This is a genomic window from Sphingomonas sp. PSPC2-2 (assembly GCF_049897725.1).
GTDB lineage: Bacteria > Pseudomonadota > Alphaproteobacteria > Sphingomonadales > Sphingomonadaceae > Sphingomonas.
The window spans coordinates 481,541-495,754 of the sequence record NZ_JAFCWU010000002.1 but is presented as its reverse complement, the minus strand read 5'-3'; the positions used below and the strand labels follow the sequence as shown (position 1 = coordinate 495,754).

12 protein-coding genes are annotated in these 14,214 nt (G+C 61.2%); 6 read left to right on the top strand and 6 right to left on the bottom strand.

Features of this window, described 5'->3' with window-relative positions; genetic code table 11:
* The 3 genes from ACP7BY_RS06530 to ACP7BY_RS06520 all read right to left on the bottom strand — a co-directional run.
* A partial coding sequence (locus ACP7BY_RS06530) for a transposase (protein ID WP_426287999.1) occupies positions 1 to 98 on the bottom strand: 98 nt, incomplete at its 3' end.
* 203 nt (positions 99 to 301) lie between these two features.
* On the bottom strand, positions 302 to 928 hold the full coding sequence (locus ACP7BY_RS06525) for a hypothetical protein (protein ID WP_137903262.1): 627 nt from the start codon (positions 926 to 928) through the stop codon (positions 302 to 304).
* 542 nt (positions 929 to 1,470) lie between these two features.
* Positions 1,471 to 2,523, bottom strand: a complete 1,053-nt coding sequence (locus ACP7BY_RS06520) for an IS110 family transposase (RefSeq protein WP_249340908.1) — start codon at positions 2,521 to 2,523, stop codon at positions 1,471 to 1,473.
* A gap of 556 nt (positions 2,524 to 3,079) precedes the next feature.
* Between ACP7BY_RS06520 and ACP7BY_RS06515 the strand changes: the two genes are divergently transcribed.
* From ACP7BY_RS06515 to ACP7BY_RS06505, 3 genes are all read left to right on the top strand, one after another.
* A complete protein-coding gene (locus tag ACP7BY_RS06515) occupies positions 3,080 to 4,816 on the top strand; it encodes a ParB/RepB/Spo0J family partition protein (protein ID WP_033964003.1) in 1,737 nt (578 codons plus the stop codon).
* A 57-nt stretch (positions 4,817 to 4,873) separates the two neighbouring features.
* Positions 4,874 to 5,215 (top strand): RNA polymerase sigma factor, encoded by a 342-nt coding sequence (locus ACP7BY_RS06510; protein WP_231564943.1) that lies wholly within the window; start codon positions 4,874 to 4,876, stop codon positions 5,213 to 5,215.
* A 72-nt stretch (positions 5,216 to 5,287) separates the two neighbouring features.
* Complete coding sequence (locus tag ACP7BY_RS06505; RefSeq protein WP_033964004.1) at positions 5,288 to 6,199, top strand: HEPN domain-containing protein; 912 nt, start codon at positions 5,288 to 5,290, stop codon at positions 6,197 to 6,199.
* Between the two features lie 511 nt (positions 6,200 to 6,710).
* Here the strand turns inward: ACP7BY_RS06505 and ACP7BY_RS06500 are convergent.
* Positions 6,711 to 7,091: a hypothetical protein gene (locus ACP7BY_RS06500; RefSeq protein ID WP_033964007.1), complete on the bottom strand. Its 381-nt coding sequence runs from the start codon at positions 7,089 to 7,091 to the stop codon at positions 6,711 to 6,713.
* A gap of 314 nt (positions 7,092 to 7,405) precedes the next feature.
* On the opposite strand from ACP7BY_RS06500, the gene rlxS reads away from it, so the two are divergent.
* The 3 genes from rlxS (at position 7,406) to ACP7BY_RS06485 (ending at position 10,035) form a co-directional block, all read left to right on the top strand.
* Positions 7,406 to 9,337, top strand: coding sequence for a relaxase/mobilization nuclease RlxS (rlxS, locus tag ACP7BY_RS06495; protein ID WP_137903260.1), 1,932 nt, complete (start codon positions 7,406 to 7,408; stop codon positions 9,335 to 9,337).
* 72 nt (positions 9,338 to 9,409) lie between these two features.
* On the top strand, positions 9,410 to 9,841 hold the full coding sequence (locus ACP7BY_RS06490; protein ID WP_033964008.1) for a CopG family transcriptional regulator: 432 nt from the start codon (positions 9,410 to 9,412) through the stop codon (positions 9,839 to 9,841).
* A complete protein-coding gene (locus tag ACP7BY_RS06485; protein ID WP_033964009.1) occupies positions 9,838 to 10,035 on the top strand; it encodes a helix-turn-helix domain-containing protein in 198 nt (65 codons plus the stop codon). The genes ACP7BY_RS06490 and ACP7BY_RS06485 overlap by 4 nt, the downstream gene beginning before the upstream one ends.
* Before the next feature lie 118 nt (positions 10,036 to 10,153).
* Here ACP7BY_RS06485 and ACP7BY_RS06480 read toward each other — a convergent pair whose 3' ends face one another.
* A complete protein-coding gene (locus tag ACP7BY_RS06480; RefSeq protein WP_137903259.1) occupies positions 10,154 to 13,366 on the bottom strand; it encodes an SIR2 family protein in 3,213 nt (1,070 codons plus the stop codon).
* Complete coding sequence (locus tag ACP7BY_RS06475) at positions 13,363 to 14,205, bottom strand: hypothetical protein (protein ID WP_137903258.1); 843 nt, start codon at positions 14,203 to 14,205, stop codon at positions 13,363 to 13,365. The genes ACP7BY_RS06480 and ACP7BY_RS06475 overlap by 4 nt, the downstream gene beginning before the upstream one ends.
* Positions 14,206 to 14,214 lie beyond the last annotated feature (9 nt).

Genomic DNA, 14,214 nt, shown 5'->3' with positions numbered 1-14,214 from the left:
TCCAGATCGCGCGCGGCCTGCGCTACCGCCACGCCGCGATCTCGGACCAACTTCACCGCCTCGAGCTTGAACTCTCGGCTGAACTTCCGTCGTTGCATCTACACCCTCCGGTTCCGAAAACACCTTATCTTGGTGTCCACGAAACCGGCAGCAGCTCAGCCTGGCCATGCGGAACGATGCCTTCACGGACGCCGAACTCGTGCTGCTGCGCGCGCGCAACTGGAACATCGGCGACATCGTCAACCAGCAGATCGTCTGGCGGCCCTGAGATTGCGTCGCGGACCGTTGCCTGTCCGCCCCCTCACTCCGGCGGAGCGGAGTGGCCGAGCTCAATCGCCTTTTTGCGCTGGGCTGAAGTCAGCGCTTTCCAGATACGATGGATGTTGCGCCGGGGCATTGCCCCAAGATCGGTAACATAGCTCGACTTATCGAGCCGCACCTTGAAGAACGTGGGGTCGTGATCGATCGCGTTGGCTTGCAATCGCCAGAACACGACATTCGCGAATTTTGGCGTCAGCGATTTATGAAGCCTGTAGTAAGTGAGCGCATTCGAAAGGATGTCATTCGCTTCGGCCGCTGCAAGCCGTTCCAGCGCGCGCAGGCAGCTTTCGAGCCGCATCTGCCGCATCCGTTCGGCAAGGGCTTTACGCGCCTCGTCCGGTTCGAGCTCGCGGCCCTCGTCGAAGACAGCGACCTGGAATTTGAGGATGCACTCGGAACCGACGTCGAGGCGATGACCCGTTTGGTCGTTCCGAATCTCGAAATGGTATCGAAGCCCCTCCTTGTCACAAAGGCGGCAGGTCTCCTCCGGAATTTCGTGATCAACTGTTTGGCCGGTGAAGTGCCATTCCCGGAAGGCAGCAGGCAAAGTCCTTGCGACCGACAAAGGAAGGATATTCTCGGCTACGCGTTTCGGGAAGCTATCCATGCTCGACATCATCTCCAGCCTGTGCGGGAAGATAACTGCAAATCGACGGATAGAAAGCGCAGTTCATATTGGCTGGCCTGCTTGGGCAACCGCCCGAGCCTCCGGGATGTTGGGGCCACCGCTTTGGTTGTCAGCGCGGCAAGATTTCCGAGGTCCATGGACGGCAACGTCCACAATATAAGCCGATGAGTCGTTGACCGGCTGATTGGGCGCCCATCATCTATGTCTCGGGGTCGGCTGACCGGACGGCGCCCTCCGCGCCTACGCCAGGGTGGCCGATGGAAGCCGAATCATTCGAAAGGCTCGAGAATCTCACCCGCCCGCGGGCCGGCTCCGACACAGTCCAAGCAGGCCATGCGATCACGAGCCGGGTGTTGAGACGCCCTTGAGTGCGTGTCGGCGCCTTTGGTCAGAAGACTTGGACATCCGCGCCGACCACCCGGCGAAATTCCACATAAACGATTTACAGGCTTGGCCCCAGCTCCTGGTACTGAGTGATGCTCTAGACATGTGGACGGGGTCCAAGCCTGTAGGCTTCAAGTTCAACTGGGGATTGGGAAGGGCTGGAAGTCTCGACCGGATTTCCACAAGCTCAACATCACGGTCGCGAGTTTTCTGGCAACTGCCACCTTCGCCTTCCCGTGCCCCGCGCGAGCCGCCACCTGCCGGCCCCAATCCTTTATGGCGCATTCGGTTTTGGTTCGGCTGATCAACACTCCAGCGGCCATAACGAGATGACCCCTGGTCAGTTTGTTGCCCGCTTTTGTGATTCGCGAACGCTGACAGATCGTTCCCGACTGCTTCACCCTGGGGACGAGCCCCAGATACGCGCCGACGTCCGCGGACGTTGCAAAGCGTATCGGATTCTCGATCGCGCTGTAGAATGAGAGTGCGCTGATTGGTCCGACGCCGGGTATCTGCAGAAATCTCTTGGTGATCGGGTTCGATTCGGCCGTCTGCAGCACTTGCTTGTCGGCCGCTTTCACATACCGATCCAGGGCTTCCCGGACCTCGACCATTGGCCTCGCCTGTGCGGTGAGATCCACTTCTTCATATTGCCTTAGCCGGGTCATTTCCTGTTCGAGCCTGACCCGCCAACCTTTGTTGGGTGGCGCGGCCTTCGGGTCTGCTCCGTTCTCGCGCAGCAGTGCGCGCAAGGCACTGTCGAGCGCGGTCCGCTGTCGAAGCAACTGGTCGCGGAATACCAGTTGGGATCGCAGGCGCTGGATTTCGACGCTTTTTACGTGAACTGAGACCGCCGCCGTCCGACGCATCCGACCGAGGTCAGCCAGACCGCGCGCGTCGTTCGCATCGGTCTTGTTCCGCCTGATCGTAAGGAATTTGTTCGACGTGATCGTGTCAAAGACAACGACCGGGTAGCCGAGCTTTCGCAGCTTTCTCGCGAGCTGGTTTCCCATGCCGGCTTCGATGCTGACGCGCACGCCGCCGATCTGGGTAAAGGGCTCGAGAACTTCAGCAACGCCAGGAATGTCCGACGTCGCCATTTGCTCGAGCAGCACCTCACCAGCATCGCTCGTGACGCAGACCGCTGTTTTGCCTTCTCCGATGTCCAGCCCGGCCCAGAATTGTTGCATTTCCACCGTGACCTCCAACTATCGAACGGGGAGCGTGCACCACCTTGGGAAGCTAGGTCGCACTGTTGGCCAGCGCGCCTATAGCGAGGTTACGGCGAAACGTTTCCCGTGTCCCTGTGGACGCCGGAATATTCAGCTAAGTCTATGAATAGTTGATGAAGTTTCATGGTCAGCGGACTGTCTCCATATAAGATGAGCGTTTCGCGCCGTTGGCGCGACCCTGCTCTATTCCGCTGCGCTCCACCGAGCCACGCTGCGCGCGTCTCGTCTCATTCGAGTGACGATCAGTAACGCATGGGGCCGGCGCTGCGCGCCACCCCGGCGGTCGCCGCGCCGTGGGCGCGGCGGCGTTGGCCTGGCGGCGTCGATCTGGCGGGTGGGCGTCGCTACCCTTTAGGCCCGCCGCGCCGGGCCGCAACTCGGCTTCGCCGAGTCCTCCTCTTCGTTCCGGTCCTTCGGATGCACCCCGGCTCTGCCGGCGGGCCTGCCGGTTCGCTCCCGCCGCCCACCCGCCATTCCGGCGCCGGTTGCGGCGGTTTGAAGAGGAGTGAAGACAATGGAACTCAAGCATATCGACATCGCTAACCTCGCCATTTCCGGCGTGAACATGCGCGGCAAGGGCAAGGCCGACCTGTCCAACATCCTACCATCCGTGCGGGCGCGCGGGGTGCTGGTGCCGCTGATTGTGCGGCAGAACGGGACACCCGACACCTATGAGATCGTTGCGGGCAAGCGGCGATATCAGGCTGCGCTGGCGGTGGCGCAGGAAACCGGCGAAGCCGAAGCGCTACCCTGCGCGGTGATGGAGGCTGGCGACGACGCGGCGGCGCTCGAAGCGTCGCTGATCGAGAATATCGCCCGGCTCGATCCCGATGAAGTGACCCGCTGGGAATGCTTCACCCGGCTGGTGCGCGAAGGCCGAACCCCCGAGCATATCGCGACCACTTTCGGCCTCACAGAGTTGCAGGTGAAGCGGACGCTCGCGCTGGGCAATTTGCTCCCGCGCATCCGCAACCTCTATCGGCGCGGTGAGATCGACCCGGCCACCGTGCGGCATCTGACCCTCGCGACCAAGGCGCAGCAGCAGCAATGGCTGGGATTGCTCGACGATCCGAACAGCTATTGTCCAACCGGCCATTCCCTGAAGGCGTGGGTGTTCGGCGGCGTGTCGATCCCGGTCAGCGCTGCGCTGTTCGATATCGATGGCTACAGCGGCGGCATCGTCTCCGACCTGTTCGGCGACGACCGCTTTTTCGCCGATGTCGCGGCCTTCTGGACCGTGCAGAACGAAGCGATCGAAGCCCGCATCGAGACCTACCGCGAGGCCGGGTGGAACGATGTCGTCGTGCTGCCGCAGGGCGAACCGTTCCACAGCTGGGAGCATGAACGCTGCCCGAAGCGCAAGGGCGGCAAGGTCTATATCGTCACCAGTGCGCGCGGTGACGTTGCCTTCCATGAGGGCTATGTGACCGTCAGGGAGGCGCGCAAGCTCGCCAAGGGCGAAGCCATCGACACTCCCAAGCGGCCCGAGATCAGCAGCAGCCAACAGGACTACATCGACCTGCACCGTCATGCCGCCGTCAGGGCGCGGATGATCGCCATGCCCGGCATCTGCCTGCGCGTCGCGGTCGCGCATATGATCGCGGGATCATCGCTGTGGACGGTCAGGATCGAACCGCAGCGTGGCCCCGATGCCATTGTCGAGAGCGTCGAGAACAGCCTGTCCGAGGCGCGGTTCGATGCCCAGCGGCGCAAGCTCTTGGCGGTGCTGGACTATGACCCCGATAGCCCGACCATCGCGCGGGGCGGCGGCACGCTGACCGGCCTGCTCGCCAAGCTGTCCACCCTCGACGATGCGACGGTCATGGACATATTGGCGGTTGTGATGGGCGAAACGCTCGATGCCCGCAGCGAGCTTGTCGACGCGCTAGGGATGCAGCTTGGCATCGACATGGCAGATGTCTGGCAGGCCGATGCTGCCCTGCTCGACGGCATTCGCGACCGCGAGGCTACCGACGCGATGCTGGCCGAGGTGGCGGGCAAGGAGATTGCCGACGCCAACATCAAGGAAACCGGCAAGGTCAAACGCCAGATCATCCGCGACTGCCTCGACGGTACCAATGGCCGCACCAAGGTCGAGGGCTGGGTGCCGCGCTGGCTACGGTTCCCGGCGACCAGCTACACAGAACGTCGTGGCGTCGCGAGCGTCAACCGGACGGCCAGCGCGACCGAGGCAATGACCCAGGCGGGCACAGCCGGGAGCGATGTCGCGCCCATGGCGCAGGCTGCGTGACCTTCATTGACCGGCGGTCTGCGGGCCGCCGGTCCCTTGTTGTACGGGAGATATCCCATGACCGACACCCCCGAACCCGACATGACGCAGCGCGCCCGGCGCGCGCTGGAGCGATCGATCGAGCCGGTCGATCCGATCCCAAGCGGGGCACCTGATCCCGAAATATTGGCGCGACTTGAAGCGGCGTTGCTATCAATGCCCAAGCTCCGCCGCGAGATATTTCTTGCGGTGCGTCTGGATGCGATGTCCTATGATCAGATCGCCAAAGTAACCGGCCTTTCTGTCAAAGCTGTCGAGCGTCAATTCGCCAGTGCCCTATGTCACCTTGATTATAATCTGCGACATGGCGAAGCCCCACCGCCCCGGCATTGGTGGCAGAGATGGCGGCAAGGGCGATGATTTTACCGCCAATCTTGCCGTCTACGCGCGGCACGGTTGGCGGATGTGTCATGCCGGGTTAGGACTGTTCCCATGAAGACCGGCCTTGATCATCTGCCCGACGGCAAGCAGCGCGAACTGGCGCATGTGGTCGAGATCGTGCGCGCTGGGTTTGCGCGCGCGACCGCGCAGCGGACCCAGCCGCGCTTCCGCAATGGCAAGCTGCTCAAGATCATATTGTTCGGTTCATACGCGCGCGGCGACTGGGTCGAGGATCCGGTCGGGCGCTATTTCTCGGACTATGATCTGCTGGTCGTCGTCAATCATGACGATCTCACCGACCTCGCCGAATTCTGGGAGAAGACCGAGAGCCAGCTGCTCGCCGACTTGTCGGCGGGCACCGTGCTGCGCACGCCCTTCAGCCTGATCTATCACAGTCTCGACGAGGTGAACGAGAAGCTGAGGCTCGGCCGCTACTTCTTCATGGACATCGTGCGCGACGGCATCATGCTGTTCGAGGAGCCGGGCTATCCCTTCGCCGATCCGCAGCCGCTGTCGGCGGAACAGGCGTTGCGGGAGACGCAGGACTACTTCGATGAGTGGGTCGAAAGCGCTGACGATTTCCTCGAAAGCGCTACCGATGCGATAGGAAAAGGCAAGGGCAAGCTGGCTGCGTTCCTGCTCCATCAAGCGACTGAGCGCTATTATCACTGCCTTTTTCTGGTCCGCACATTGTACTCGCCCAAGACCCATAATTTGAACCGGCTGCGCGACCTAGCCGAAGAGCTTGAGCCCTCGCTGAAAGCCGTCTGGCCGCGCGAAACCCGGTTCGAGAAACGCTGCTATGCGCTGCTGCGCGATGCCTATGTGAAGGCGCGTTACTCACGATCCTACCGCATTACCGCCGAGCAGCTCGACTGGATCGCGGCCCGCGTGATGCTGCTCCAGACCCTCGTGCGCGAAGCATGTGAAATGCGGATCGAGACCCTCGCCAAGGCGGCCTGAGATGGATAGCCACTCCGGCGAAAGGCGACCGCGCTAGCGGACAGTACCTTTCTTCTGGCTGGGCTGCCGCTTTCGACGGCGGGACCGTTTGCCAGTATCGCCCGACCACCATCGAATGGGTGCCTGTCTCGCCCCGAACAGGCGACAAGCTATGTTCTGCGCAAATTGAGCCGCGATTGCAGACAACCACATTGAGGCGACGACAGATACGCCAATGGCCGAATACGCCGCGATTTCGACAAGGCCGCTGGTCAACCTCCCTACGATTAACCCGACGCCTGCCGGACCGAGAAGTAGGGGTATCCTTGTCGCAAGGATTGGGATGACCACCCAACCGGACCGAGGCCCGTTTGGCAGGGACGCCAAATAGCCTCCGATCAATCCGGTGCCGATGAGACCAGCCGCCCAGCCAATTGCAGCGCGAACGGCTATTATGTCGGTCGTTAAGCCTGCCACATCGTCCCCCAGGTCAGAGTGCATAGCTTCCATAACGTCCGCAATCCACACGAATTCAGGCGTGAGTTACGACGCCGACCGCCTGTATGACACTGATATCGAGCACCAGTTGTCGCATATCTTGCGCGTCACCAGCATCGATCGGGCATAGCGTATCGCTGCCGCATGCGAGCGTAATCCAGTCGATCCGCCAGCCAATGTCGAGCCGATCGCCATCATCGGCGCGCATGATTTTGATGATGGCGGCACCTTCCGCGCCGATGGAAAACCGGCAGCAATCGCTGCTGACATCATAGCCGCCGCGGATCAGACTGCCGTCGGAAATCGCCAGCGAAAAGCCTTCGGTTTTGGCCCGCGTGGGCAGGTGGAGCAGCGTTTCGACATCACCAGTCAGCCTCAGTTGATGGCCATCGCTTGCTTCGATTTGGACGCCCACTGGCCTGTTTCTCATCATAATTTGGCAGGGCAGCAAGTATAGAACAAACATAGAACATTTTGCAAGAAGAGGGTCAAAAGGCGATGGCAAGATTGAAAGCTGTGCCTCCATGAGGCCCAGAATGTGGCGTCTGCACGTCGTTTAAGGGGGAGGCATAAGCCGGGGCTGTCCCGATAATTGCCTCCACCCCCGTGCCATGCCGGCCAGGAATGGCGCAGTTCCGGGGGCTGCGACGGTGCCGTCTTTGGAGCACCTTGAACGGTAGCGCGATCATACCTTCATCGCGGTGGTTCTGCCGTGATGAGGTTCCAGTGATGCCCGATGATCCGTTCGAACTCTGGCTTGGCCGTTTGGGAAATGACCGTCCGTTCGCACACCGCATGCGCGGCGCCGTCAACCGCGCGGGCGGCACGGTGGCGCGGAAGGCAAGCAGCTTTACCGGTGTGCGGATCGGGCGCGGTTCTGGGGTGGGGCGGATACTCGCCTCGCGCGGCGGCTGGACGGGCCGCCGCGTCGTGGTCAAGGCCCGGATCGTAAAGCTGGGCGGCAAGGGCCAGGGCGCCGCGATCGCCCATCTGCGCTATCTCCAACGCGATGGCACCACGCGCGAGGGCGAGCGCGGCCTGCTCTATGGGCGGGCCGATGAGGCCATCGATGGCAAGGTCTTTCTCGAACGCGGCAGCGGTGATCGCCACCAGTTTCGCTTCATCGTCGCGCCCGAGGATGGCGCCGAATATGAGGATCTGAAGCCACTGGTGCGCCGATGGATGGCGCAGGTCGAGCAGGACCTGGGAACGAAGCTCGACTGGGTGGCGGTCGATCACTTCAACACGGGGCATCCGCACAGCCATGTCATCGTTCGGGGCAAGGACGATCGCGGCAAGGACCTGATCATCGCTCGCGAATATATGACCCAGGGTTTGCGCGCCCGCGCTGCCGAACTGGTCGACCTCGATCTGGGGCCGCGAAGTCCACAGGAAATCATGCGCGCCAATTTGCGCGAGGTCGAACAGGAGCGCTTCACCGGGATCGACCGGCGTCTGTTGCAGGCTGTCGGCGAGGACGGGCTGGTCCGTCCCGCTCATCACGAGGGCGTCGAGCAATCGCTACGCGCCGGGCGGCTCCAGACGCTCGGACGGATGGGGCTGGCGCGCGAGGAAGGACGGGGAAGCTGGCGGCTTGATGTCGACCTCGAACAGACGCTGCGCGCGATGGGCGAGCGCGGCGACATCATCCGGACGATGCAGCGCGCCATGATCGAGCGGGCGCCCGAGCGATCACCGGCCGATTACACCATCTATGATCCGGACGAAGGCGGAACCGCCCCGATCATCGGCAAAGTGGTCGCGCGGGGCCTCGCCGACGAAATTGCCGACCGTCATTACCTGATCGTCGATGGCGCCGATGGTCTCAGCCATTATGTCGATATTGGGATCGATGCTTCGGCCACCAGTGCACGAGAACTCGTCAGGATTGCGCCCGCCGCCGTGACGGTGCGGCCGGTCGATCGCACGGTCGCCGAGATCGCCGCCGCGCATGGCGGCAGCTACAGCGTCGACCTGCATCTCCAACATGACCCTGAGGCCTTTGCCGAGACGCATGTCCGCCGGCTCGAAGCGTTCCGCCGAAGTACGGGGGACGTCGAGCGGCGGTCCGACGGAAGCTGGGCCATCGCACCCGATCATCTGGCTCGGGTGGAAGCCTGGGAGCGCGGCAAACTGCGCGATCAGCCGGTCACGATCGAGACGCTGTCCACCATGCCGGTCGAGCAGCTTGCCCGGCATGATGGCGTGACCTGGCTCGATCGGGAACTGACCGCCCCGAACCCGACATCGACGGGGAGAGGTTTTGGCGCCGAGCTACGCAAGGCGCTCGACCTTCGCCGGCAATGGCTGGTCGAGCAGCAACTGGCCGATGGGGATGGCGAGAATATCCGCGTGCGCGCCAATCTCCTCGCGACACTCCGCCAGCGCGAACTGCGCCGGGTTGCGGGGCAACTGAGCGAGGAGCTAGGCATTCCCTTCGCGGAGACGAAACACGGCCAGCCGATCGAGGGCATCTGTCGCCGGCTGGTTCAGATCGGCGACGGGAAATATGCGCTCATCGAGAAAGCCCGCGACTTCACGCTCGTCCCCTGGCGACCGGTACTTGAGAAGGCGATCGGCAAACAGGTATCGGGCATCATGCGCGAGACCGGCGGAATCAGCTGGACGATCGGGCGCAGCCGGGGGCTGGGCATCTCCTGATTGCCCGCACCGAGCCCAACAGCGCCCATCAGCACCATCATCAGGGATGGCAGCGGCGGCTATTGTAGTCCGATGCAGACCAGCAAGATCCGCCACCAATTCTATCTGCCCGACGATCTGTCGCGGGCGCTGGACGACCTCGCGTCGAAGCCCGGCGCGTCGAAGACGGCAATCCTCACCGATGCCTTGCGTGCCTGGATGGAGCGCAAGGCGGGCAACGAGATCGACGAACGCTTCGGGCCGCGGCTGGACCGGCAGCAGCGTATAGCCCAGCGCAGCGAAGCCATGCTGGGCGCCATCGCCGAAATGCTCGACCTGTTCGTGGCGCATCAGCTCACGCTCACCGCCCACCAACCGCCGTTCGATACCGAGACCGGGCAGCTCGGCCGCCAGCGTTACCAGCAGTTCATCGATCAGGTCGCGCGCCGGCTTGCGAGCAACCGCGGCATGCCGAGACTGGTCGCGGCAATCGATGGCAGCAGCGGCAGGAAGGACGAAATATGACCGATACCCAGCTTCAGCCCATCGCTGTCAGGATCAAGGAAGCCTGCCGGCTTACCGGCATCGGTCGCTCAAAGCTCTACGAACTGATCTCCGACGGGCATATTGAGATCGTCAAGGTAGGGGTCATGACGCTGGTGCCGGTCGAAAGCCTACGTGGGCTCATTGATCGCGGCAGGCAGGGGGAGTTGAAGTGATCCCGCATCCGCATCTCATGCGCGCCGTTATCACGGCAATCCTTGCGACGCCCGAACAGACGCGCTGGAATCTGATATGCGAGCAGGAACTGGTCAGATTGTTCGCCGAAAATACTGCCTACATTAGCAGCCGGTAATCGTAGCTCGCTTCCCCATATCCTTCCATGAGCTTCCCTATGCGAGCAATCTTTCCCGAAGTTTCAATCGTCGCCGGCACCTGGGTGTAAAGATCGAAGGTGTTCCAGTTCATCTTCGAAAGTCCAAGGATTTCGGTAGCCAGGGTCTGTAGTTCGGTCGATCCTGCGTGCCGCCGTATTAGCAGCGGCGCCGGAATTCGCCGCTTGCCTTGATAGTAACGCCAATTATTGCGGATCGCTGCGGCGCTGCCATGGACCCATAGGAGCGCCTCATAATCGCTCACCGGAATGACGGTACCACGGGCTACTGGAAATTTATCGACCTGAACCTCGCTACCGACAAGCTTCGAATTTAGGTAGCGAAAGGCGTCGTCGACGTTGATCTCGATCATATCAACCGCTGCGATGCCGGCCAGACCTTCGATCAGACCTTCCCGCTCATCTTTCCGAAACTCAGTGCGTTTGTGGATGACCACGCGATGTGGAAGTGCGCCGCGGGCTTCGAAGAACAATTGCTTGATAGACTCCCCCACGCGACGCGCATCATCGCGTGAAAGGAAGGCATTGCGCCGGCGACGGTCGAAAGTAGGATTTTCTATCTTGCTCAGCCGGTATTGTAGACCCTGACCCTGAGCATTAAAGATATGGCTACAACCGAGCACGACCTTCCGTCCATCTTGACCATGTCGGTCGATGCTCGTGCCGAAGCCCACAAAGGCGGTATCATCCGCCGCTGCTTTCAGGACGAATGGAGTCCGGAAGCTTTTTGCATAGAGTGCTAGGGACAGCCACCATCGGATCCGGCAGGTCTGCGGATCACTCAGGGTTTCCTCGTCGATAAACTGGGTCGCAATGCCCTTACGGGCGCAATAGGCTTTGACAAAGTCATGCAGATCGAAACGCTCGTCATCGTTTTCATACCAGCGCCAATTCACCCACCGTCTCGGGGTGATGATGAGGATGACGTTGACCCGATTGGCCCCGCGCAGCTCTTCGATGGCCTGGACAATGGCACTTGCGGCATGTCTCGCACCTTGCTCCCTTCCTGCATCGGCCGGAGGTTCGTCAGGCGCTTGCCACGCAAGGTCGCCTGGCTGGGGGATAGTGAGAGGCAGTCCAAAGGCTTGATGAAACCCTGGAAAATCCATCAGATAGTCTTTTTCGGTGTCGCTGGGAGTAGCTGACTCTTCGAGCATCCGTAGACGCGGCGCGACCGTACGAGATTCCTGCTCGGGACAAACTACACCCAACTTTACGTCCGGCAAAAGGCCCGAGCGGGTAAGGCTGAAGTCAAAGGGACGGTTGGAGGTTAGCCCCCGGATCGGATGCGGATCAGAGGGCACCCCAGTCATGCTTTTGCTGCCGAATAGCAGATGTGGTTCCATGACCTTGAACCCGCGTTGCGTGGTTTTATTGACCGCAGCGGCGGGCAGAGACGGTTCTCCCTGCCCGGCGAGAATGGCCGCCGAGATGGGAGCCCTGTCGACGATAAACACAAATCCGGTTTCTTCACCAGCGGGGCATGTCAGCTTAGTACCCGGTCCAAATAACTTACGTCGCCAGCCTTCGACTGCGTCATTGAACTTGTCGTTATGCTGGTAGCCGAAAATGCTGAGCTTAATTGCCTTCTCGTCTTCGCTCGAAGCTGCCGATCCTGTTGATGTAACCACCCTCACGGTGGGCTTGATCACAAGTGTGACGTTCCGGCCGAGTCTTCGAATATATAGGAGAACGGCATCATGGACCTTGAAAACAGTGCCGTTCAGGCGGCGATCTTGAGCTGTGCTGGGATCCCATAAAAGCGACCCATCTGATGGAAGATTGCGTGCCCCAGCAATAGACGCGGCCAACGCACGAACGAGCAAGTGGGTGATTGCCCCATCCTCATGACGCAACTCGCTGGCGTCGAGCGGCGTCCGGACCGGTTTTTCTGTCATGGTGTCGCCGAACACTTCATGGATCGCCGTTAGCGTGCCTAAGGCCCAGATCCGGCCTTTGAACGGGACTGCGACGAGGTCGCCCCGATCAATCAAGCGTTCGCGCACCCATGCCCACGCGCCGCGATCAGGCATCTCGTTGGGTTTGAAGCAATAAGCTTCGACCGGACATCTCAGACTGAAGGCGGTGCTTTTGAGGATACCGCCGATCCGTCCCGATGGCGTGCTGAAGGGCGCGCGCGCGAGATTGTCTGCTCCGCACTGGGCGATAATCGACAAAGCATCTGACCGCGCATCACTGGACAGCGCTGCAAGGGCGAGGCGGCGCATTACATCGTCGAAGGCCGCGCCGGTAACGTAAAAGGCCGTTCGACCGCTGGCACGTGCCTTGGCAATGAGTGCAGCAACGGGCTCCGGCGGAGGGCCGTCTCCATAGCCGCACCAATAAAGGACGCCAGCGCCTGGCCGACTGTAGCATTCTGACAGGGCTTCCATAATAGAATGGTCCCGGCCGCTATAACCAAGGACGATTAAGGGTGAGGACGCCGCCTGGCTAATCAGTGCGGTGCGCAGTCCCTCATCCAATCGCTGCAACTCAGCGTCAGTATTCTTGAGCGCGTCGTAGCGGTAATCGCCGTGAAGAGCGACGCAGGACATCTCGCCGACGCGATCAGTACGAACCACGCGATTTGCCGAATCCATTCCGACATCGATCGGCGTCACGGATGTTTCCGCAAGCGCCCGAGGCATTAGGCCGTCAAAATTTGTTGTCCAAACCGAGCGGATAAGGTTTGCCTGTGCCAAACGTGCTGCCAGCCTATAGCCGCCGCTCGGACGAGCCACCTGCACATGGCGCTGAAAGAAGGCCCGTCGGTCGTCGACAAGCGGATAGCATCGCTCGATGTAGAAGCCGTACTCCTCAGCCGTTCCGGGTGCCGGAAAGTCGGGCTGAGCGTCCAGCCAGATTTGAATGCGCTCCTGTACCGAACCGAGCGAAAGTTCATCAAAACTCTGCTCAACGCCAGGATGGTTCGAAAGAAAGATGGACCGTTTCCACTGCCAGACGCAGTTAGCCCCGGACGGCACGTTCGATGAGATCGATGCGCCTGCGCCCAAGAACAGCATGTGGCCGACCTGGGCATTAACAGTTACTGAGCGAATGAAGGCGTCCAAGGGAAGGATCGCATCTTGTGCAGCCGACGCGTCATTAGACTTAAAAAGTTCGTCGCTCGCGACTGAAGCCAAAGTACTACTCATCGGACGATCGCTTTCTTTTTTGGTGCTGCCGTCTTGATACTGGGCATGAAGGGCAGGCGGCTCACTTGATTACGGTTGCGTAACACCCACCTGCATGGTGAACATGAAAGGGCGCGGCAAAGCTTTCCGACCGTAGGGCCGAAGCGAGGCATGGAGGGGCATTCTTGAGTCTTCGAACGACGCATACTCTTCCGGCTACGTTTGACGTCGTCGACGATCTGCTTTGGCAGGCGCGGGAGGGTCGCCTTGAGGGGCGCGGTCAACTCGTGATCGAACGTTCCGGGCAGATTGGCCCTCTTGTTGAGTTGGCGTTTGCGGCAACGGCTCTGCCAGAAGCCTATACCGGCTTGGCTAAGGCGCCTCCATTCTTCACGCAGGTTTGCGAGAGCATATCCCAATCCCGAGTAAGCGGCGCGGGCGCGAGAGATGTATCGGGTGTGTTCCCGTTGGTGCACTACGACCCCGAAGCGGATGCCAATGTGCTGTGGGATCAGTGGGCCAGCCACGTTGAAAATGCTGCCGGTGCTAATGGCCTTGCGCGCGGATTGGTCGCAGGGCTGATGGGAGCGCTGGGCGAACTCCAGGAAAACGTGATGCAGCACAGCGGCCGACCCCAATCCGGGGTCGTCGCATATGCTGCCGGAAAAGGCGCATTTGAGTTTGTCGTTGCTGATGCGGGCATTGGTGTCTTGGCAAGCTTGCGACAGAATCCCGAGTTCGCCGGCCTTGTCGATGCCGGAGAGGCTTTGCGTGCAGCGGCGTCTGATGGTGCGTCGCGCTACGCGCGTAGCACCGGTCGCGGCTTTGGCATTGGACGGCTGTTCCGATCGCTGGCGCATGATGCTGGA